This window comes from Thomasclavelia cocleata, from assembly GCF_900102365.1.
GTDB lineage: Bacteria > Bacillota_I > Bacilli_A > Erysipelotrichales > Coprobacillaceae > Thomasclavelia > Thomasclavelia cocleata.
In genome coordinates this window covers 10,559-32,654 of the sequence record NZ_FOIN01000030.1, presented here as the reverse complement: position 1 = coordinate 32,654, position 22,096 = coordinate 10,559, and the positions used below count along the sequence as shown (strand labels likewise).

Genomic DNA, 22,096 nt, shown 5'->3' with positions numbered 1-22,096 from the left:
AAAATACCTCCTAATACTATATACAAAAGAATTATTCATATTACTTTATATAAAACAAAAAGAAGCAAGAAATGTTATCTTACTTCTAATATTTTAATTTTCATAAATATTTTTATCTTTGCATAGCTAATGCAATTAAACGATCCAATAATTCACCATAACTAATACCAAAATCATCCATTAATTGAGGATACATAGAAATTTTTGTGAATCCTGGAATTGTATTAATTTCATTTAAATAAATTTGATTAGTTTTTTTATCTAAGAAAAAATCAACTCTACTAAAACCATGACCATCAATTGCTTTAAATACTTTAATAGCATATGCTCTAATTTGTTCTTGGATTTTTTCATCAACTAAAGCAGGGATACAAGTTTTACTTTCCTCATCTTCATACTTAGATTCAAAAGTATAAAATTCACCATGAGGCATAATTTGACCTACTCTAGATACAATCACATCATCATTACCTAAAACTGCTGTTTCCAATTCAATACAATCAATGCATTCTTCAACAACAATATGACGATCATATTTTGCTGCCTCATTTAATTTAATCATTAATTCATCAGAATTATCACAACGATAACATCCTACACTTGAACCAGAACGACTAGCTTTAATAAAACAAGGCATTCCTAATTTCTCTACAATATAACTTTCAACAGTCTCAATTTCATCAAAAGTATTATTTACTACAACCAGTTTATCATCATAACGTTTTTTTACATATACAGATTTAACTTGAGGAATACCAACTGTATCTAAGATTTTTTTTGTATATATCTTATCCATAGCAATACTTGAACCCATCACTCGACATCCAACATAAGGCAATTTTGCTAACTCAAACAATCCTTGTATTGAGCCATCTTCACCATATAACCCATGAAGAACTGGAAAAGCTACATCATAATTACGCAAAAGTTCATAAATATCAGCTACAGGTTTACTATTCTCTAGCCATGTATCTTGAGCCAAATCTGTCTGATTTTTATCTAAAAAATACCAGTTTCCATCTAAATCAATCCCAATTAATGTAATATCATACTTATTAATATCTAAATTATTCAATACTGATGTACAAGACATTCTAGAAACAATATGTTCACTAGATTGTCCACCACATAAAACTAATAACTTTTGTTTCATGAAAATTTCTCCTTTAATTGAGTAACAACATCTTTAAGTTTCATTCCATTTGATCCCTTCAATAAAACAACATCATTACTACATAAATTATTTCTTAAATAATTTATCACTTCTTCATTATCATCACAATAATAAATATTATTCATTTCTAAATCTCTTGCTCCTGCAACAATGTATTTAGCTTCCTTACCTACCGCCACTAAAATATCAATCTTTTTATCAGCCACATACTTCCCAACATTACGATGCAACTGCTCACTAAACTCACCTAACTCTAACATATCAGCTAAAACTGCTATTTTCCTCCTTGAATAGGTTGCTAGAACATCCAAACTAGATTTCATCGAGTCTTCACTAGCATTATATGTTCCATCAATTAGAGTAATATTATCTTTTAATTCAATAACATCCATTCTTTTCTTTGTCAATTGAAATTCATTGATTCCCTTAATACACTTATCAATACTTATATTTAATTTAATTCCAATAGCAATAGCAATTAAAGCATTTAAAACAAAATGTTTACCAGGTACAGGTACCACTACCTGATATTTTTTATCTTGATAATATATTTCAAAGCTACTACTATCATCTTTTAAAACAACATTTAGAGCTTTAAAATCACCATCAGTATCAATTGCCACTTTAACAATATCTAAATCATTTAAATTAACTGTTGAAAGCATATCATTATCATTATTAATAACTAAAGTACTACCATCTTTCATTCCTGCAATTATTTCTAACTTTGCTTTTAAAATATTTTCTCGATTACCTAGTTCACCAATATGTGCAGTACCTACATTAGTAATAGCACTAATATCTGGTAATGCAATAAGTGATAATTCCTCCATTTCTTTAAGATGATTCATACCCATTTCTAAAATCATAATTTCTTCATCTTTTAATCGTAAAATAGTTAATGGTAATCCGATATTATTGTTATAATTACCTTCTGTTTTTAATACTCGATATCCCTGCTTAACAACACTATATACCATATCTCTAGTACTTGTCTTTCCAACACTTCCTGTAATTCCAACAACTTTAACATCACGATGTTTTCTTAAATAACGAGCCATATCCTGTAAAGCTATTAAAGTATCTTTAACTTTTATAATTATCTTATCGCTTTTATAAACATCTCGATCAGTAATTATCGCACTAGCTCCATTTTCAAAAGCACTATCAATAAAATCATGTCCATCAAAACGTTCTCCAATAATTGGAATATACATCATCCCAGCTTTAATATTTCTACTATCCTGACTAAATCCAACAACTTCAAAATTCTCATCGCCATTTAATAAAATACCATTAGTAGCAGTAACTATTTCTTTTATCTTCATTTTATCACCTAGATTTCTTCACCAATAATTGATGGTGTATTATTTTCTAATATATGTCTCTTTCCATCTAAACCTATAATCTCATAACCTATATTTTGTTCTTGAAATGCTAAAGCTAAAACTAATAACTTATCCCCAATTACCTCAAAAGTTAATTCACCAGTTGCTTCAATCGTATAAAGTTTTTTTACCTTTTTGCCATTCAAATCCATTGTATAAATAACATTTCCATCATGAACAACAATATGATCATCAACAATATTAATCATTTTCAAATTAAAATTATCATAAATATCCTGATGATTTCCATTTAAATCACATCTAACTACTCCTTTATCATTAATATAATAAAGATACTCACCATCATAAGTATATATATGTGTATTACTAGCCAATGCTTTACGATCACTACCATCAAGAGCAGTAGAAATTAATTCAGCATTTTTATTAATATAGAATATACGTTCTTTCTTTTCATCAATAATTAAGCTATATGAAACTTCATCATTTATTTTTTTATCTTCGTTTTTAGCCACATCTAAACAATGGATTGATTCATTATCATTATCTTTTTGATAATAAACTTTTTCACCTAAATTTTGAACATAATAAACATTACTCAACAATACATCATCTTTTTTTGTTTTCTTATCCACACGAAGATAATCATTATTTTCATCAAGAAAATAATAATAGTCCTTGTCCTCACTAAAAGATGTCATATACTGATCAAAAACAAGCTCACGATTATTAAGAGTTTTATCATAAACTAACATTTCACGACTCATCATAATATATGCCTTATCTTTATTTACATAACTAATTCCTAACATATTATTATTAGTTGCTTGAGCGTATTTATCTGTTTGTCCATTTATTGTTATAGAACTATTATTATACTCATCTTCACTTTGTTTATTTGAATCAACAACCTCAATTGGATTTCTATCAATATACCCATTTATACCAATACTAACAACTAACAACACTATTGCTATCGACCAAATAATTGGACTTTTCCAATAATTTTTCTTCTCCATTATGTTCTCTTCAATATCTGGATCAAATACCATCTCATTAGTATCAATATTTGTATCTTGAGATACCTTATCTTCTTGAACCATACCACATACTGGACAATACTTTTCATGTTCCAGTAATCTTGCTCCACAATTTCTACAGCTTTTAATCTCTTCCATCTTTTCACCTACTTTTTAATGCCTTTATTCTATCATATTGTGTACATAAAAAAAAGTAGACTTATTTAACTGTCTACTCTAAAAACTCACTAACCAACTCATAACCATCACTAATAAACCAGCTATATCCTTCATTATCACAATAAATTACTTTATCACCTATAACATTAAAATTAAAAACATCATCTCCAATAAAATAAACTTCACCACCATCATTAAAGTAATAATATAATTCATTATCTGTATTCGTATATACAACCCCTTGATCAGTTACAATAAAATTATAAATATCATCATCTTCTACATATAACCAAATATTATTTGTATCAGTAGCATAACTTTTAACTCCATCAAAATCATAATAATAAATAACACCATCATCTACATATAAATTATTAAATACACAGATATTATAATCATTTATAAACATCCCTCTTAAATCAACAGATCGTATGACCCCATCTTTTTCAAAATAAACTAATTCATTTTTAAAATCAAAAGTAAAAACACTTGTATTATAATCAGCTAATTGTTTACTTTCTTCATTTTCATATAAATAAAGACCTGTTCCATCAGTATATAAAAAACGATGATTTTTAATAGGCAACACTTTTTCTACATTAAATAATCCAATTTCTTCTTCAGCATTTATATCATAACGACGATAACTTTCAAAAGAACTATAATATATATAATTACCTTCAACATAAACATTCCCATCAGATTCTGGTGTCATATTATAAAAACCTGAAAATGAAGAATCTGTTTTATTTAGTTGATAATTAATCCCTAAATATATATCATCACTATTTTGATAAACTAATCCCCCATGTTGAAAATTACCAGCCATCATTAAATCATTATTATTTCCATTTACTTCTATCCTATCTAGTTCAACCATTTCAATATCTAATCTTTCTGTTGTAAAAAAACTAAATGCTGCACTTAAAATAACAAATCCACCAATAACTAATTTTAATAAATTTCTCTTTTCTAAACTAACTTTTGATTTAACAGATTTTGCTCTATAATTTAATATTTTCTTTCTTGCTTCTTCTAATCTTTGTTTTATCTCATTATCACTAGATTTATAATCATACATTTCTTGTTGTTTATAAACATGGGTAGATCTACTATGCTTTGAATAATCAGTTGAAATAAACTTACTTGAATATTTCTTACTTATATCTTCTTGTTTATTATACCTAGTAGGACTACCACATTTAGGACAATGAGATTGACCAAAATGAATAACTGTATCACAAACACTACAGTGATAAATTTTCGCTTGATGATACCCACATAATGGACATTTTAGATTATTTTTATACACATTTCCACAATTATCACATTTCATTATTCATCCCCCCTATTAACTATATTGTATCATGTTCTAATCTAGTATCATATTATAATTAATATTTTGTCAAAAAATAAAAGATACTTTCGTATCTATTTACACATATTAACCCCTGTTTCTAAAATTTCCATTTGTAATAAAGTTTGTTCATCCTTAATCCTTGGTTCTTTGCCCTCAATAATTGTCTCATATAATCCATCAAAAACATTTCCATAATCTCCAACTTCAGATACAACTTTTTCTTCATGATAATTACCCTCGTCATCATAATATGATAATGTTCCATAGTCCTCAATTCGATCAATTCCAAATCCTGGTGAACCAGGTAAATAAAATAACTTTAGATGCTCTTCTTGGCGATCTTTATTCGCTTTTATAAAACATCCTTTATCACCATAAACTACAAAACTTGGTCTTTCTTTAACTCTAAAATAACTAGATTTAATTGATACTTTTAAAATTCCATAATATAAATCTAAATCAAAATAATCATTCATCCTTCCTGGTCCTAATAATTGACGCACATCATAATGTATCTTATCAGGCTTACCAAAATAAGAAATAACTTGATCTAGCGTATGACAACCATGCCCATATAAATAACTATCAAAACAAGAATATTCTTTACTAGCAAGTGGAATTTCAGGGCGATAATAATCAAAATGCATTTCTAATTCTAATATATTTCCTAGTTTACCACTTTCAATAACTTTTTGAGTTGTTAGAAAATCTGAATCATAACGACGATTTTGATAACATTGAACCAATAATCCTTTTTCCTTTGCTAAAGCAAAAATTTCTTTAGCTTCTTGGCTATTTTTCATAAACGGTTTTTCTACCAAACAGTTCTTGCCATGTTCAAGTACCATTTTTGCATATTCATAATGACTATCATGACAAGTACAAATACTAATTAATTGAATATCAGGGTCATTTAATAAACTATTTAAATCATCTGTATAATTAATTCCCTCTACTCTATCCCAATCCTTTTTATTTATATTACGAGCATAAATTGTTTTTACTTTAATGTTTTTTCTAGTTAAAACATATGGTAATTGATAACGATTCGTACTTTTTCCATTGCCTATAAATCCTATTGTTAACATATATTTCTCCTTTAATTAAGTTCACTCAGATTATACTATATTTTTATTATAACCCATTATTTTTACAATAACTGAAAATCTCATACAACCATATTAATGATTAAGCATAACAAAGGAATTGTAATCAAAGATAATGCCGTTGATAAAAAAACAATTTCAACCGCTAATTTAGAATCACCATTATATTTCTCTGCTAAAATTGCAGTTGTACTACCAGCAGGCATTCCTGCCAATACTGTTGCTACAGCAGTTACGAGAATAGGTAATTTAACTATTATACATCCAAATAAAACTAATAATGGGATTAATATCAATCTAATAAAACTATAATAAATCGTTAATTTACTAATAACATCTCTAAATCTTATTTCTGCTAAAATCCCACCAATTACAATCATTGATAATGACATTGTACAACCACTTAATGTTTTAATAGAAACATATAAATAATTAGGTAATTTAATTTGTCCTATCATTATAATTAAACCAATAAATACAGCTATAATACATGGATGAGTTATCACCTTTTTAACAACTTCCTTACCTTTAGTACTAGTAAAACAAGCTACACCACCAGACCACATTACAATTCGCTGCGGAATTAAGTAAATCGATGCAAACAACAATCCATCCAAACCATATAACCCTTGAATTAATGGTGATCCCATAAAACCCGCATTAGAACATATTGTTCCATACTGTAAAACACTTCGTTGTCTTGAATGTGTTTTAATAAAAAAATACTTTCCAAACACCTGACACCCTAACTGAATTACAATTGATACAATTAAAATTGTAAATCCACTCTTAATAATTGTTTCATCCATTTTAATCATAAATGAGTAGATTATATTAGCTGGCAAAATAATATAGATAACTAAATCAGTTAAACTTTTTCTATTCTCTTTTGAAATGATATTTATTTTTCTTAGAATATATCCAATTATCATTAATATGAATATTTCAATCTGCAAATCTATTAAATTATTAAAATCAACCACAATAACACCTCTTCAAAAATATCTTAAACCAAAATTCCTTCCTAGTCATTAAAAACTTATCAATATCAAAATAATTAGTTATAATATTATCAATGAGGTAACCTAAATGAAAACAAACTATGTCTATATTGTTGAATGCAGTGATCATACTTATTATACTGGCTGGACAACTAATCTTGAACGTCGAATCAAGGCACATAACGAGGGTAATGGAGCCAAATATACCAAAGTTAGACGCCCTGTTAAATTAATTTACTTTGAAGAATATGTCTGTAAAAAACAAGCTCTTAAACGTGAATATGCAATTAAACAATTAACAAGAAAACAAAAAGAATTATTAATCAATAAAAATTTATAATAATTATATTTTTTGCATTAACATTTCAACATGGTATACTTATACCATAAAGAAAGAGGGTCAAATATGAAATTAAATCGAAATGATCTATGCTGGTGTGGAAGTCAACAAAAGTATAAAAAATGCCATCTCCAGTTTGATGAAAAACTAGAACAATTAAAACAACAAGGAAAAATAATTCCTTTACATCAAATGATTAAAAATAATGAGCAAATTGAAGGTATAAAACAAGCTGCGATTATTAATTCTGGTTTATTAGACTATATTGAAGAAAATATTAAAGCTGGTATGTCAACTGAAGAAATAGATATTATGGCTAAAGAATTCACTGCAAAATATAATGCTGTCTGTGCTGACTACCAATATTGCGGTTACCCTAAACATATCTGTGTTTCAATCAATGACGTAGTTTGTCATGGGATTCCTAGTGAAAATGAAATAATTCAAGATGGAGATATTGTAAATGTTGATGCCACAACCATGTTTAATGGATACTATGCAGACGCTTCAAGAATGTTCATGATTGGTAATGTAACAGATGAAGCTAAAAACTTAGTACAAAACACAAAAAAAGCTTTAGAACTTGCTATTGATGCAATAGTACCATATCAAAGTTGTGTTGGTGATATTGGCAAAACTATTGAGAAATTTGCTATTGATAACGGTTATAGCGTAGTCAAAGAATTTTGCGGTCATGGTGTTGGTTTAGCTATTCATGAAAATCCTTATATTTTCCATTTTGAGCCCAATGAACCAACAGTAACATTAGTTCCTGGAATGGTTTTTACAATTGAACCAATGTTAAATCTTGGCAAAGCAGATATTTTTGTTGATGCAGATGATGAATGGACTGTTTTTACTGAAGATGGTAGTCTTTCTGCTCAATGGGAACATACACTCTTAATAACTGAAACTGGTGTAGAAATCTTATCCAAATAAAAAAACATCCAGGAAACATTTTCCTGAGTGTTTTTTTATTTTACCTTAATAATCACATATTCACTTGGCGCTCCAGTTTTTATTGGATATCGCCAACCTGACATACCAGTTGTTGTAATTGCAGTAAAATCATCAATATTCCTTTGCCCACGAACCAATGTATCACTTGTAAGCGTTTGAACAATTCCCATTGGAAATAATTGTCCTCCATGCGTATGTCCTGATAATTGTAAATCAATACCTAATGATGCATTTTCTTCTAAGTCTAATGGCTGATGATCTAATAAAATAGTATAGTTATCTTTTTTATCATCAGGAATTTTCGCTAATAATTCCACAGTTGATAAGCGTGGATTTGTTCCCCAAAAACTAGCATCTTTTCGACCAATAATATTAATATTTTCTAAAGTTACTATTTCATCATCTAATACCTCTATTCCATTAAATTCTAAATTTTTTCTAATATCCTCTGGTGTAAAAGCTATATCTTTAAAAGCATGTGAACCATTATCATGATTACCATATATATAATATATCCCTTGTTTATTAGATATTGTTGAAAGAACTTTACAAGCATTAAGCATATCATCTAATGGTGTATTTTCATCAAAAATATCCCCAGTTAAAACAACTATATCAGCTTTTTCTTTACTTATTTCATTACAATATTCTTGTAACTGTAAAACCGATAATGAAGTTGACATATGTAAATCAGCTATCTCAATAATTTTTAAATCACTAATCTTTTTACTAATCAAATTATAGGTTGTAGGTATAACATGTTTAATATTATAATAACCATACCCTAAAACTAATGCTGTTATTATTATTGCTAAAACACCTGTTGTAAAAATAAATCGATAAATTAAAAATTTTTTTAGAATAATATTTAACAACTCCAATATCAGCATAATCACTAATAAATGATAGTATATTACTCCATATAACTCCAAAGTATTTATTGCTGGTAAAGAAAGCATTGAAACAACTAAGCCTATTACTAAAATAATTAACATGTTTGTATGATAGTTTAATATTGTCTTAATAAAACGATTAATGAAAAAAGTAAAATAAACAATTCCTGGTAACACCGCAATTAAACCTATATATTGATACATACATATCCTCCTTTTATATTACAATACATAATAAACTATACTCTAAGTCAAGCTATTTTTAATTAATTTAAACATTTATACTATAATCCTATTATGAATAACTATTTTTTAACCGCAAAAACTATAATGATAGTAATGCTATCAATAAACATATCAACTAGAAAGGAGATGAAACATGAAAAAACACTTTCTACTTTTTTTATTAATTATAGCACCATTATTTATTAATACTATTAATGCTTGTGAAAATAACGCAAAACTCATTTTATTAGACGAAAAACATTATGAAACAAATGGTACTATCGTTACTGTTAAATTTCCTCAAATCATTAATGTAGATGATAAGATCAAAGTAGATATTAATAACTTAATACTTAAAACTATCGATACATATCTAGATGAAATTAAAGAATTTGGCAAAAATCAAAGTACAGCTCATAAATTAATTGTTGAAATTGATTTTGAAAATTATTATAGTGATGATGATATATTTTCATTTTCAATCAATTCTTCTCAAATATTAGCTGATAGCCATTTACAAAAGAAATTCTTCACTATAAATCCTACTACTGGAGAAATCTATAATGTAGAACATTTCTTAGGCTCTGATTATCAAAATATTATTTTAACCACAGTTAAAAAACAGATTGCCAAAAATACCAAAAACAATCCTAATTTGATATATTTTGATGAAGAAGTTAATAATCTAAAGATTTCTATTGATCAACCTTTTTATATAAATAAGGATAATCAAGTGGTAGTCGTTTTTGATCAATTTCAAATAGCTCCTGGTTATATGTCACTTCCTAGTTTCATTGTTAAATAGTTAATAAGGGTATTAATAAAGTGGTAGATTTTGATAAAAGCTACCACTTTATATTCTATATCATTTTTTAATTAAAAAATTTGCTCATCAGTGTCACAACTGTGCTATTTAATATTTAATTCTACATGAATATATGACAATAATCCCTCTATTATAGAGGGATTATTTTAAATTCTTAAATGCAGTTGAAAGCATTAACTTAATTCTATTTAACTGATTAACTTCACTAGCACCTGGATCATAATCTATTGCAACAATATTACTTTCAGGATATGCTTTTCGTAAAGCTTTAATTGCACCTTTACCAGTTACATGATTAGGTAAACATCCAAAAGGCTGCATACAGACAATATTAGGAGCCCCTGATTCAATTAGTTCAATCATCTCACCTGTTAAAAACCATCCTTCACCTGTTTGGTTCCCTATAGATACAATTGTACTAGCTTTTTTCGCTAAATGTTCGATTGAAACTGGGGATTCAAAACGATTTGATTTTGTTAGTGCTTTAATCATATCATGGCGTAATAAATCAACAAATTTAACTGCTAGATTACATAATTTTGTACTTCTTTTAGAGGCATGAAAATGTTTATTTTCAAAGTTTGTATTATAAAAACAATATTGAAAGAAATCAATTAAATCAGGCATTACTGCTTCTCCACCCTCACGTTCAATAATTTCAACAATTTCATTATTTGCAGTAGGATGAAATTTAACTAAAATCTCACCAACTAAACCAATACGAGGTTTTTTAATATCTAATAAAGGTAATTGATCAAACTCTTTAACTATTTGATAAACATTTTTTCTAAATTCCTTTATACTACCGTTTTTAACATTTTCTTGACATCGTTTTACCCAAGACATATATAATTCATTAGCACTATTTGCTACTTGTTCATATGGACGTACACGATATAAAACTCTCATGAATAAATCACCATACATAGCTCCAATAATCACCTTCTTAACAAGCGGTAAGGTTAGTTTAAATCCTGGATTATTCTCTAATCCTTGTAAATTTGCAGATATTACTGGTATTTCTGGTATTCCAGCATCTTGTAATGCCTTTCTAATAAATGCAATATAATTAGTAGCTCTACACCCGCCTCCTGTTTGAGTAATGATTACTGCGGTTTTTTTCAAATCATAGTTTCCACTTAATAAAGCCTTCATTATTTGACCAGTAACTAATATACTTGGATAACATGCATCATTATTTACATATTTTAACCCTGTATCTATTGCATCTTTATCAACTGAAGGTAAAACAACTAAATTATAGCCCGATTCCTGCATTGCTGTTTCAACAAACTGGAAATGAATCGGTGACATCTGTGGACATAAAATTGTATAGCCTTCATCTTTCATTTCTTTTGTAAATGGTGTTTTTAATGGTTGATATTTTGGATAAAATTGTTTTTTATTTTTTAATTGTTTATCAATTGTAGCTTTTAAAGAACGGATTCTAATTCTAATCGCACCTAAATTACTACCTTCGTCAATTTTTATTAAAGTATAAATCTTATGACGAGCCTGTAAGATTTCAGCTACCTGATCACTTGTTACAGCATCTAATCCACAACCAAATGATGTCAATTGAATTAATTCAAGATTTGGCTGTGTTGCGACAAAAGAAGCTGCACGATACAATCTTGAATGATATGTCCATTGATCAACTACTCTTAATTGATCTAATTCTTTATCTAAATGACAAATACTATCCTCAGTTAAAACAGCCATACCTTCAGCAGTTATTAAGTCTGCTAATCCATGATTAATTTCAGGATCAACATGATATGGACGTCCTGATAAAACAATTCCTGTTATATTATTATCTTTAATATATTGAAGAACCATTTCACCTTGTTCTTCAATATCTTGTCGACATTTATAAAGTTCATTATAGCCATCTTGAATTGCCTTCAATAATTCTTTATCACTTATTTTAAAGGCTTTTAATTCATCTTTTAAATTACTAAATAATGTTTTCTTATTACTTAAATCCATAAAAGGATTTCGATAAATAATGTCATTACCCTCAAGATTATCAACATTATTACGAATAACTTCTGGATATGATGTAACAACTGGACAATTATAATGATTATTTGCATTATCAAACTCTTTACGTTCATAAGCTAAACTTGGATAAAAAATATATTTAATCCCTTTTTCGATTAATGATTCAATATGACCATGTACCAATTTTGCTGGATAACAAACACTTTCTGAAGGAATTGATTCTATTCCTTTTTCATAGATTTCTTTACTAGAACGTGGTGATAAAACAACTCTAAATCCCAGTTTTGTAAAAAAAGTGTGCCAGAACGGATAATTTTCATACATATTCAAAACTCGTGGAATACCTACTGTTCCCCTTACTGCCTGGTCAGCTGTTAAAGAACGATAATTAAAAATACGACGATATTTATAATCATATAGATTTGGTAATTTTTTAGAAGCAACTGGTATATTTGCTCCACGTTCACAACGATTACCACTAATATATTCACTATTATCATTAAAGGTTGATACTGTCAACATGCAATGATTAGTACATTTCTGACAATATCTTATTTCACTTTGACAAGTAAAATTCTCTAATTCTTCACGACTTAATAATGTAGTTGATTTCCCTTGATAATTTTCATGGGCTAGACGTGCTATCCCAAAAGCACCCATTAATCCTGCAATATCAGGTCTGATCGCATTAACACCCGCTTCTTTTTCAAAAGCTCTTAATACTGCCTCATTATAAAAAGTTCCACCTTGAACTAATATATTATCCCCTAAATCATCGTTACTTCTTAATTTTATTACTTTATACAAAGCATTTTTAATGACCGAATATGATAAACCTGCACTAATATCTTCAACTTTTGCGCCTTCTTTTTGAGCCTGTTTAACTTTAGAATTCATAAAAACAGTACAACGACTTCCTAAATCAATCGGTGCTTTAGAGTCCAATGCTATATCAGCAAACTCACTTACTTTATATCCTAAAGACTTAGCAAAGGTTTCAATAAAAGAACCACATCCACTAGAACAAGCTTCATTCAATAATATATCTTGAATTATACCATCTTTAATCTTAATTGCTTTCATATCTTGACCACCAATATCCAAGATAAAGCTAACATCTTTTTTAAAATATGTGGCTGCTTTATAATGAGCCATTGTTTCAACTTCACTCATATCAATTTTTAACGCAGCTTTAATTAATGCTTCACCATAACCAGTTACTCCACTATAAACTAAATTAACCTGAGGTGGTAATAAATCATAAATCTCTTTTACAATCTTAACTACAACATCTAACGGATTTCCCTCATTAGAATCATAAAAAGAATATAATAATGAATCATTATCATCAATTAATACAGCTTTAGTTGTTGTAGAGCCAACATCTAGTCCTAAATATACATTTCCGATGTAACTTTTAAGATCGTTTTTTCTAACTTTATCAATATAATGACGATGCCTAAATTTATTTTTTTCATTATCATCTTTAAATAAAGGCTCCAAAGTATTTTTATTAGAAACCATCACATCTTCTATAGTATCTAATTTACTTAATAAAGTATTAATATCAGTCACTTTATCTTCATCTTTAGCCAAGATAGCAGCTCCCATTGCAACAAATAACTGTGAATTATTTGGAAAAATAATCTCATTATCTTCAAGATTTAAAGTTTCAATAAATCTCTGCCTTAACTGATCAAGAAAAAATAAAGGTCCTCCTAAAAAAGCTACTTTTCCTCTAATTGGTTTACCACAAGCTAGACCACTAATAGTTTGATTAACTACAGCTTGAAAAATAGAAATAGCAATATCCTCTTTATTTGCCCCTTCATTAATCAAAGGCTGAATATCAGTTTTTGCAAATACACCACAACGAGATGCAATAGGATAGATCATTTGATAACTTTTTGCCAACTCATTTAACCCAGATGCATCTGTTTGCAACAATGATGCCATTTGATCAATAAATGCCCCTGTTCCACCTGCACAAGTACCATTCATTCTTTGTTCTAAAGAACCATTAAAATAAGTTATTTTAGCATCTTCTCCCCCTAATTCTATAGCCACATCACATTCAGGAATATAAGTTTCAATTGTTTTAGTACATGCAATAACCTCTTGCACAAACTTAATATCTAAATATTCAGAAAGTGATAATCCTCCAGAACCTGTCATCAAAGTTATTATTTTAAAATTACCAAATTTATTTTTTATCTCTTTTATAAGCATTGTAATTGTTACTTGTATATCAGAATAATGACGTTCATATTTTGAATAAACACAATTATCATCTTGATCCATAATATAAATTTTTATCGTAGTTGACCCAACGTCAATTCCCATATAATAAATCTTTTCCATTTTGTTCTCCTACTTTAAATTATTTTTAATCTTATTCATTATTCTTATTAAATCTTCAATTTCCTGAGGTTCTAGATCCTTAACTAATATAGCTTCCATTTTTTGAATACACTTTTCTAAACTCTCTTTAAACTCATAGGCTTTTTCTGTTAAAATGATTTTCTTTAATCTTGCATCATAAGCAACACTCACTCGTTCAATAAACCCATTAGTTTCTAAGCTTTTCAATAATCCTGTAGCACTTGAACGTCGAACATTGAATGTTGCTTCAATATCTTTTTGAAAAATATCATGATCCTGATGATCATATAGATAACCTAGAACTAATCCTTGAGGTCCTGTTAAACTATTCTGTTCATCATTAAACCCAACTTCATTTAAACATCGACCAATCAAATTAGCAAGAACCCTTATCTCTATACCTATTCTCTTTTCTCCCACCGTTTTCACCTCTACTTTGTTAGGTTGCTAACATTATATACCAATGTCAAAAGATGTCAACTTTTATGCTTAAAGTAATTAAACCATTTACCAAAAAATAATAAACAAATAAATATCATAAATCATACTCATAATAAAAAGAACTATCCAATTATATGAGGTTAGTACTCATATATTATTAAATAGTCCTTTCATTCAAAACTACAATTTATTTTACAAACTTTAAAGAAGCTATGTTTAAAAGTGTATATGTTACTCTAATTATGCTATTTTTGTATAAGTTGTTCTAAAACATCCCTCAGAATGTCTAGGCTCACATCCTGGAATGTATCCACGTGTAACTTTCCATTTTCCAGTATATCTTTTACCATTATACATATACTATCCATTATTTGAATAAATATAAGAAACTAATTAGCATTATATATACTTCAAACATATAATTAGCTATTTTTCTTCAAAAAAATCTTTTAATTCCTTAGATAATTCATCTAATTCTTTACTATGATCAGATGGGAATCTACTAACTTCATTTCCATTTTTAAGTTTTAAAATTGTTGGAAGTGCTTGAATATAATAAGTATTACATAGTTTCAGAAGTTCTTCACTTGTATATATATCTTTTTCTAACATTTCAGAGATATCAAAATGATATATATTATAATCAATCTCTTTTACTTTAACTTCCTCTTTAACTAATGGAGCTACTTCCAAACATAAAGGACATTCTTTTGATGAAAAATATATATACCCATCTGTTATTTTTTCTAAATCTCCTTTTTTGTCAATTTCTATTAATTCATTTTTATTATTTGAATTAATATCTTTATTAGAATTTTTTGACTGACATCCAACAATTATTAACATTAATGATAATAAGACAAGTATTTTTTTCATGTGTATCAATCCCTTCTCTACTATTATTATTCCATAATAATTTATAAAATACCAGTCTTATACATTATGTTATATTATGGTATAATTAAATTATGAGGGTTATTACTTATCTGTTTACTCATTAAAAATTACTTACGATATTAACATTATTTGAATAAAATAATAAGATATCTTATTCATTCTTATATTTATTTTAACTAATATAAGACAGGAGTTATCCTGTCTTATTTGTTATATAGATTTTTCATAATCAGTTCTTTGAATCTCACTGCCACCAAACACAGCTTTAATCATCTGAGTGGTTAATTTTCTATATCTCATAAAATATTAAATATTTTTTACAAATTGAAAATAAGAAATTTCAGTGAATAAAAACTATTTTAAACTATCACTACTATTAATAATATTTTGATAAGTAAACAAATATCCTAAAAAACACCAGGCTAATGTAGCTGATAAAGAATAAATATAAAATACTCCATAATCAGATAAACCACCAATGAACTCACTTAAAACAATCATTATAAACATTTGAACAATAAAATATATTTCTTTCCCTTGACTCACTTTTAAAACATTAAAACTCATTAAAACACATTTAAAGAAAAATATAACAAATATTATAAATCCAATCACACCAGTTGTTACCAATGCCTCTAAAAAAACATTATGACTATGAACAACTTGTACAGCCCAATATTCTAAAACATCTGTTTCCTGAATACCTATTTTCTTAAAATTATTAGCACCTATCCCTATCAATGGATCAGTTTGCCAAATTTGTAAAGCTGCCTTAGTTAAAGATACACGACCATTAGATACCTCATCTATAATTGTTAGACCTTTATAAAAATCTTCAATATCTCCTGATATTAATAAATGACCTGCTTCTTTAATTTTATCAGTTTGAAATCGGCTAGTCTCCTTTGAAGCAATTCCCTGCATCTGAGGTACAAATTCTACAATTCCTTGTCCCAATAAACTAGCACTTGTAATAATAAATACTAATCCCAATACCAGCATAATACGTTTAAACATACTATATGGTCGTCTTCTAATTAAAAAATAATATCCAACCATAATAATAATTACTACTAAAATTATCAATGCAACTCTACACTTTGTCAAAAGAATATAAACAATCTGTACTCCAATATTAACAAGATACCATGGTTTACCTTTAAAATTTTCTCTTATGGCAATCAGGGCTAAAACAATAGTAATACAGGCCAGAAATGCTGCTGGATTACTATTAAAATAAACTCCAAATAACCTGCTGCCAACCATTCCCAAAGTCCAGCCATTAGCTAAACTAGAAAAACGAACAATAAACATACCTATTGATACCAGTGAGGCAAAACCGACTAAAACATTGACTAATGGAATAATCATCTTCACTTCTTCAACAATATCTTTTTTAGTCATTGATGCAGGATTATTAAATATTAATAAATATATTACTAACTGCATAATTGCAATTACATATGAGTTTAAATCACTATAACTGTTTAAGATGGTTGCTAAAAGCAAAATAAACCCTTGCACAAGCATTAATAAACTGTAATTCTTTTTTATTTTAAATTCCTTTTTATAAATATCATGCCCAATAATAACTAATGCCCATATTAATAATGGTATAAATAAATAATTTGTCTCAATACCTAAATAACCTAAAGCTAATGTATTGATAAACATATATATAATAAAACATAATTTATAATACTTTCGATTAAAAATCATTTTCTCTATCTCCAATTTATTCTATTATACCATTATTATAAAAAAATAAAATAAAAAAGGAGCTCAAATATAAGGCTCCTTAATGAACTAACCCCTTTAATTCACTTTCGTCAATTTTTTTACCTTCTTCAACTTTATTAATTAAATTACGAACCCTTTTAATATGCCCCTCGAATGGTTTCATAACGTCTGATTTAGTTCCATTCATTGAATATGTTTCATAACAATCATAATACTCCCCTTCAATTTGAACATTAATAATATTCCAATCAGCCATATCATTTAATTGCATATTTAACAATGAACGAATTTCATCACTAGACATATCAGTTTCAAACGATCCCTCAAGAGCACTTAACACATTATCAAAATTTGTAATAATTGTTGGTGATAATGCTTTATCCATTAAAGCTTTTAGTACTTTTTGCTGATTACGTCCTCTAGCAAAATCTCCAAGTTTCAAACGTTTTCTTTCTCTTACAAAGCACAATGCCTTATCACCATCCATTTGATTCATACCCTCAGTAATATGATAATTCCCATGTAAAGTAGTGAATTCCTCATCTGATTCAACTGTTATTCCACCTAATGCATCAACAATATTAGTCATTCCACTAAAATTAGTTCTTACAAAATAATTTATTTCCATATCTAGTAAATCTTGAATTGTATTAATAGTTTCATTAGTACCATATATACCTGTATGTGTTAATTTATCTAATTTACCATTTTTATGTAATTCGATTTCACAGTCACGTGGAATGCTAGTCATTAAAATTTGTTTTGTCTTAGGATTAACAGTAACTATTAAATTGACATCACTACGAGATACAGTTTTTAAACTTCCATAAACATCTATTCCTGTTACATAAACCGAAAACGGATTTTCAGTAACATTTGTCTTCTTAGTAGTTACTTCTAACTTAGCATCATAAGAATATGAGGTAATTACTTTAGTTTCATCATTGAAGGCTTCATGATTACTTTGCAACATACTACGATATTGTTCTCCAACAACTATGCAATCAACTGCACCACTATATAAGGCATCTGATAAATCCATATAATTATCGTATTTATCATATGTTTGTTCACCAATATCCTCTTCCATATCAGCAAGCGCTGTTGTTAAAGTTGTAGAATCTTTTTCATAAGAAACACCAAATTTTTTTCCATTAAGATTCTTTTTGTTTATATCACTATCTTTTAATGCGATAACTGATACTACGTATTGTTGTCCTGTAGCATTACTAACTTTTTCTATAAATTTATCTCCTCGAGAAATCATTGCACAACCGACAACTAAAACTATACTAACCAATAAACTGATAACCTTAGTAATTATACTTCGTTTACTTGCAACACCATCTTTAATATTTTTTTCACCATTATAAATAATTGCAAAAAAACTAATCATTAATATCAATAATACAACAATAATCGTAATCAAATATTTAGTTGGAATTAAATTAAGTTTGAAAATAAAATAAACAGCAACTAAAGAAACAATAAATTGAATACCTAAAACAAAATATTTTGATGTTATCAACTTAAAAAACTTATTATTATTCATTTGCCTACCTCAATTCTTTATTATTCTCTCCTATAATACCTAAAATATATTAATCCGTCAAATAACGCTATATTACAATAGTCAATATAAAATATATATTTTTATTAATTAATCAACTTTTATCAACATCAATTATTTAGTAATAGTAAGCACTTATATTAAAAAAGAAGTGCGCAGCTTTTATCCACACACTTCATTCAATACTTTTTAGAACTAACTCATTTAAAACACTACAAACTACTTCATATCTATTCATCCATTTTTTCAACTTCAGGATCAATTCCTGCTTTATCTAAAACTGCATGAACGACATTTCTTTTACCACTTTCGCTCCCTGCAGAAGTACAAGTAGATAAAGTAATTACTGGCTTATTAGCTGCTTTATCAAAATCTACATTTATATCACTTGTTTTTAACATTTCTTGATAAAAAGACTGTATATCTGTAATTGAAGTATTATACAAAATACTTAGTTCTGGGATAATATGTGCTGACACAACTTTATAACGACTTACTGTACCATCAGGTAAATAAATATATACATAAGGATGTTCATTTGCAAAGTCTTGCTTAGTATATGATTTAATATTATTAAACATTGAACCATTATTCATATTATGCCCATATATTACAGTATTTAAATCAGTAAACGGATTTTCATTTTCACTAGCAATAAATATAGAACCTGCTCTAAATTCTTTTTTATCAATATCACTATGGATATAAGTATCATTAGTTTCACCTTGTAAAATTGGATAACTAACTCTTGTATCTGGTATATCAATCCACCCTTTTACATCAGGATTTCTTTTTACTAAAGCATCAAAATCAATCTTTTTATATGATCCACGTTCTTCTGTTTGCTCAGTTACATATGTATTTTCTATTTCTTTATTACTATCATCCATCTGTTTATATTCTAAAAAGATAGAAGCTAAGTTGTATGCACTATAACAAAACACACAAATACATACTAATAATATAATTCTTCTAATCAAATCTTTTATACCTGTAGGTTTAATTCTTTCAATAAAACTTTTTTTATGTTTAGCCATTATACATTAAACTTAAACAACATGATATCACCATCTTGACCAACATATTGCTTTCCTTCCTGCCGAATTTTACCAGCTTCTTTTAATGCTTGTTCACTACCATATTCGACTAAATCATTAAAACTATATGTTTCAGCTTTTATAAATCCTCTTTGAAAATCACTGTGAATGATTCCTGCCATTTCAGGAGCTGTCATTCCCTCTTTAAAAGTCCAAGCTCTAACTTCTTGTACTCCAGCAGTAAAATAAGTTCTTAACCCTAATAATTTATATGCTTCTTTAATCAATTTATCCAAACCGCTTTCTTCGATTCCTAAATCTTGTAAGAATAAATCTTTCTCTTCTTTATCCATCCCTACTAATTCACTTTCAATCTTAGCACAAATAGGTACAACATCAGCACCTTCACCAGCAGCGAACTCAATCACTTTATTATAATGCGGATTACTACTAGGATCCTCTAGATCTTCTTCTCCAAGATTAGCAACATAGATAATTGGTTTCATCGTAAGTAATGTGTATTGTTTTACAATCACCATTTCTTCTTTTGAAAAATCAATCGTTCTTGCAGATTTATTAGCTTCTAATGTTGCCTTTAATTTTTCTAAAATAGTTATTTCAATTTTTGCATCCTTATCGCCAGACTGAGCTTTTTTAGCTAAACGTCCAATTCTTCTTTCTACAGTTTCTAGATCAGCAAAAATCAATTCTAAATTAATAGTCTCAATATCTCTAATTGGATCAACATCACCATCAACATGTGTTACATCTTTATCTCTAAAACATCTTACTACTTCACAAATAGCATCTGTTTCTCTAATATTACCTAAAAATTTATTACCTAAACCTTCACCTCTACTAGCACCCTTTACAAGACCTGCAATATCTGTAAAACCAAAAGTTGTTGGAACTGTTTTTTTAGGTTCAATCATTTCTGTTAACTTATCTAATCGATAATCTGGTACTTCAACAACCCCAATATTAGGGTCAATTGTTGCAAACGGATAGTTTGCTGCTTCTACTTGTGCATTTGTTATTGCATTGAATAATGTAGATTTACCAACATTTGGTAATCCAACAATACCTGCTGTTAATGCCATTTATATCACTCCATTCATATGTACCTATATTCTACTTAATCCATTATAAAAAAGCAAGTTTGTTTACTTCATTATTAGGACAACTGTATTAAAATTATAATAGTAATAATTAATAAAAAAACTTATTATATTTTTAATAACTTAACTAAATATACAAAAAAGAGCTAATACTCTTATCGAAACAAGAGAATATTATCAAGTAAGATATCATTTCTTACTTTTTTTGTTTTCTATAAAGTAATCTGAATAATTCTTTTGTATATAGTATTAGGAGGTATTTTCTATGTCAAAACAATTTTGTAATGATTTTAAAAATGATGTTCTATTTAAGTATTTATTATGTGATGACTTAGATCCTGACTGTATTTTTATGTTAAAGCTCTTTATCGAAAATATCCTTAATATTAAATGTCATCAAATCACTGTCCTTAATCCTGATCTTAACCCTAAATATGTAAATGATAAAGATATGGTTCTTGATATTAAGGTAAA

General features: G+C 27.7%; 17 protein-coding genes and 1 pseudogene. 4 read left to right on the top strand and 14 right to left on the bottom strand.

The features are described 5' to 3' along the window. Positions 1 to 112: 112 nt before the first annotated feature. The 6 genes from BMW96_RS10230 to BMW96_RS10205 form a co-directional block, all read right to left on the bottom strand. Positions 113 to 1,153, bottom strand: coding sequence for a D-alanine--D-alanine ligase family protein (locus tag BMW96_RS10230; protein WP_092355342.1), 1,041 nt, complete (start codon positions 1,151 to 1,153; stop codon positions 113 to 115). Then, positions 1,150 to 2,502, bottom strand: a complete 1,353-nt coding sequence (locus BMW96_RS10225) for a UDP-N-acetylmuramoyl-tripeptide--D-alanyl-D-alanine ligase (RefSeq protein WP_092355339.1) — start codon at positions 2,500 to 2,502, stop codon at positions 1,150 to 1,152. Before BMW96_RS10225 ends, BMW96_RS10230 begins: the two co-directional genes overlap by 4 nt. Positions 2,503 to 2,510: 8 nt before the next feature. Next, positions 2,511 to 3,701, bottom strand: coding sequence for a zinc ribbon domain-containing protein (locus BMW96_RS10220; RefSeq protein WP_092355336.1), 1,191 nt, complete (start codon positions 3,699 to 3,701; stop codon positions 2,511 to 2,513). 73 nt (positions 3,702 to 3,774) lie between these two features. After that, positions 3,775 to 5,058 (bottom strand): hypothetical protein, encoded by a 1,284-nt coding sequence (locus BMW96_RS10215; RefSeq protein WP_092355333.1) that lies wholly within the window; start codon positions 5,056 to 5,058, stop codon positions 3,775 to 3,777. A gap of 95 nt (positions 5,059 to 5,153) precedes the next feature. Next, positions 5,154 to 6,170 (bottom strand): oxidoreductase, encoded by a 1,017-nt coding sequence (locus tag BMW96_RS10210; RefSeq protein WP_092355330.1) that lies wholly within the window; start codon positions 6,168 to 6,170, stop codon positions 5,154 to 5,156. An 80-nt stretch (positions 6,171 to 6,250) separates the two neighbouring features. Then, on the bottom strand, positions 6,251 to 7,171 hold the full coding sequence (locus tag BMW96_RS10205; protein WP_092355327.1) for an AEC family transporter: 921 nt from the start codon (positions 7,169 to 7,171) through the stop codon (positions 6,251 to 6,253). A 106-nt stretch (positions 7,172 to 7,277) separates the two neighbouring features. On the opposite strand from BMW96_RS10205, the gene BMW96_RS10200 reads away from it, so the two are divergent. Both BMW96_RS10200 and BMW96_RS10195 read left to right on the top strand, forming a co-directional pair. Beyond that, entirely contained in the window at positions 7,278 to 7,529 is a 252-nt protein-coding gene (locus BMW96_RS10200) for a GIY-YIG nuclease family protein (protein ID WP_092355324.1), read from the top strand. A gap of 66 nt (positions 7,530 to 7,595) precedes the next feature. Next, positions 7,596 to 8,468 (top strand): methionyl aminopeptidase, encoded by an 873-nt coding sequence (locus tag BMW96_RS10195; protein WP_092355321.1) that lies wholly within the window; start codon positions 7,596 to 7,598, stop codon positions 8,466 to 8,468. Between the two features lie 35 nt (positions 8,469 to 8,503). Here BMW96_RS10195 and BMW96_RS10190 read toward each other — a convergent pair whose 3' ends face one another. Next, positions 8,504 to 9,586, bottom strand: a complete 1,083-nt coding sequence (locus BMW96_RS10190) for a metallophosphoesterase (RefSeq protein WP_092355318.1) — start codon at positions 9,584 to 9,586, stop codon at positions 8,504 to 8,506. A gap of 175 nt (positions 9,587 to 9,761) precedes the next feature. Here BMW96_RS10190 and BMW96_RS10185 point away from each other — a divergent pair, with 175 nt between their 5' ends. Further along, entirely contained in the window at positions 9,762 to 10,412 is a 651-nt protein-coding gene (locus BMW96_RS10185) for a DUF3298 and DUF4163 domain-containing protein (protein ID WP_092355315.1), read from the top strand. A 162-nt stretch (positions 10,413 to 10,574) separates the two neighbouring features. Here the strand turns inward: BMW96_RS10185 and BMW96_RS10180 are convergent, their stop codons facing one another. The 7 genes from BMW96_RS10180 to ychF form a co-directional block, all read right to left on the bottom strand. Then, a complete protein-coding gene (locus BMW96_RS10180; RefSeq protein WP_092355312.1) occupies positions 10,575 to 14,798 on the bottom strand; it encodes a 2-hydroxyacyl-CoA dehydratase in 4,224 nt (1,407 codons plus the stop codon). A gap of 9 nt (positions 14,799 to 14,807) precedes the next feature. Continuing rightward, positions 14,808 to 15,239, bottom strand: coding sequence for a MarR family winged helix-turn-helix transcriptional regulator (locus tag BMW96_RS10175; RefSeq protein WP_092355309.1), 432 nt, complete (start codon positions 15,237 to 15,239; stop codon positions 14,808 to 14,810). A 447-nt stretch (positions 15,240 to 15,686) separates the two neighbouring features. Next, the gene (locus tag BMW96_RS10170) at positions 15,687 to 16,136 is read right to left on the bottom strand and encodes a DUF6568 family protein (RefSeq protein ID WP_092355306.1); all 450 of its coding nucleotides are present in this window, start codon (positions 16,134 to 16,136) and stop codon (positions 15,687 to 15,689) included. 375 nt (positions 16,137 to 16,511) lie between these two features. Next, positions 16,512 to 17,876 (bottom strand): O-antigen ligase family protein, encoded by a 1,365-nt coding sequence (locus BMW96_RS10165; protein ID WP_092355302.1) that lies wholly within the window; start codon positions 17,874 to 17,876, stop codon positions 16,512 to 16,514. A gap of 79 nt (positions 17,877 to 17,955) precedes the next feature. Then, the gene (locus BMW96_RS10160; protein WP_092355298.1) at positions 17,956 to 19,449 is read right to left on the bottom strand and encodes an LCP family protein; all 1,494 of its coding nucleotides are present in this window, start codon (positions 19,447 to 19,449) and stop codon (positions 17,956 to 17,958) included. A gap of 248 nt (positions 19,450 to 19,697) precedes the next feature. Next, positions 19,698 to 20,504 carry a class B sortase gene (srtB, locus tag BMW96_RS10155; protein ID WP_092355295.1) on the bottom strand — a complete coding sequence of 269 codons (807 nt, stop codon included), beginning with the start codon at positions 20,502 to 20,504 and terminating at the stop codon, positions 19,698 to 19,700. Further along, positions 20,504 to 21,604, bottom strand: a complete 1,101-nt coding sequence (gene ychF, locus BMW96_RS10150; RefSeq protein ID WP_092355292.1) for a redox-regulated ATPase YchF — start codon at positions 21,602 to 21,604, stop codon at positions 20,504 to 20,506. The genes srtB and ychF overlap by 1 nt, the downstream gene beginning before the upstream one ends. A 283-nt stretch (positions 21,605 to 21,887) precedes the next feature. Between ychF and BMW96_RS14205 the strand changes: the two are divergent. Continuing rightward, positions 21,888 to 22,096: pseudogene (locus tag BMW96_RS14205) on the top strand (hypothetical protein); the annotation flags it as partial.

What these genes read in the sequence shown, in the direction of transcription:
- BMW96_RS10220 (WP_092355336.1), bottom strand. Translation starts at nt 3,701, where the DNA reads ATGGAAGAGATTAAAAGCTGTAGAAATTGTGGAGCAAGATTACTGGAA.
- BMW96_RS10225 (WP_092355339.1), bottom strand. Translation starts at nt 2,502, where the DNA reads ATGAAGATAAAAGAAATAGTTACTGCTACTAATGGTATTTTATTAAAT.
- BMW96_RS10185 (WP_092355315.1), top strand. Translation starts at nt 9,762, where the DNA reads ATGAAAAAACACTTTCTACTTTTTTTATTAATTATAGCACCATTATTT.
- ychF (WP_092355292.1), bottom strand. Translation starts at nt 21,604, where the DNA reads ATGGCATTAACAGCAGGTATTGTTGGATTACCAAATGTTGGTAAATCT.
- BMW96_RS10200 (WP_092355324.1), top strand. Translation starts at nt 7,278, where the DNA reads ATGAAAACAAACTATGTCTATATTGTTGAATGCAGTGATCATACTTAT.
- BMW96_RS10190 (WP_092355318.1), bottom strand. Translation starts at nt 9,586, where the DNA reads ATGTATCAATATATAGGTTTAATTGCGGTGTTACCAGGAATTGTTTAT.
- BMW96_RS10215 (WP_092355333.1), bottom strand. Translation starts at nt 5,058, where the DNA reads ATGAAATGTGATAATTGTGGAAATGTGTATAAAAATAATCTAAAATGT.
- BMW96_RS10165 (WP_092355302.1), bottom strand. Translation starts at nt 17,876, where the DNA reads ATGATTTTTAATCGAAAGTATTATAAATTATGTTTTATTATATATATG.
- BMW96_RS10160 (WP_092355298.1), bottom strand. Translation starts at nt 19,449, where the DNA reads ATGAATAATAATAAGTTTTTTAAGTTGATAACATCAAAATATTTTGTT.
- BMW96_RS10230 (WP_092355342.1), bottom strand. Translation starts at nt 1,153, where the DNA reads ATGAAACAAAAGTTATTAGTTTTATGTGGTGGACAATCTAGTGAACAT.
- BMW96_RS10170 (WP_092355306.1), bottom strand. Translation starts at nt 16,136, where the DNA reads ATGAAAAAAATACTTGTCTTATTATCATTAATGTTAATAATTGTTGGA.
- BMW96_RS10210 (WP_092355330.1), bottom strand. Translation starts at nt 6,170, where the DNA reads ATGTTAACAATAGGATTTATAGGCAATGGAAAAAGTACGAATCGTTAT.
- srtB (WP_092355295.1), bottom strand. Translation starts at nt 20,504, where the DNA reads ATGGCTAAACATAAAAAAAGTTTTATTGAAAGAATTAAACCTACAGGT.
- BMW96_RS10195 (WP_092355321.1), top strand. Translation starts at nt 7,596, where the DNA reads ATGAAATTAAATCGAAATGATCTATGCTGGTGTGGAAGTCAACAAAAG.
- BMW96_RS10180 (WP_092355312.1), bottom strand. Translation starts at nt 14,798, where the DNA reads ATGGAAAAGATTTATTATATGGGAATTGACGTTGGGTCAACTACGATA.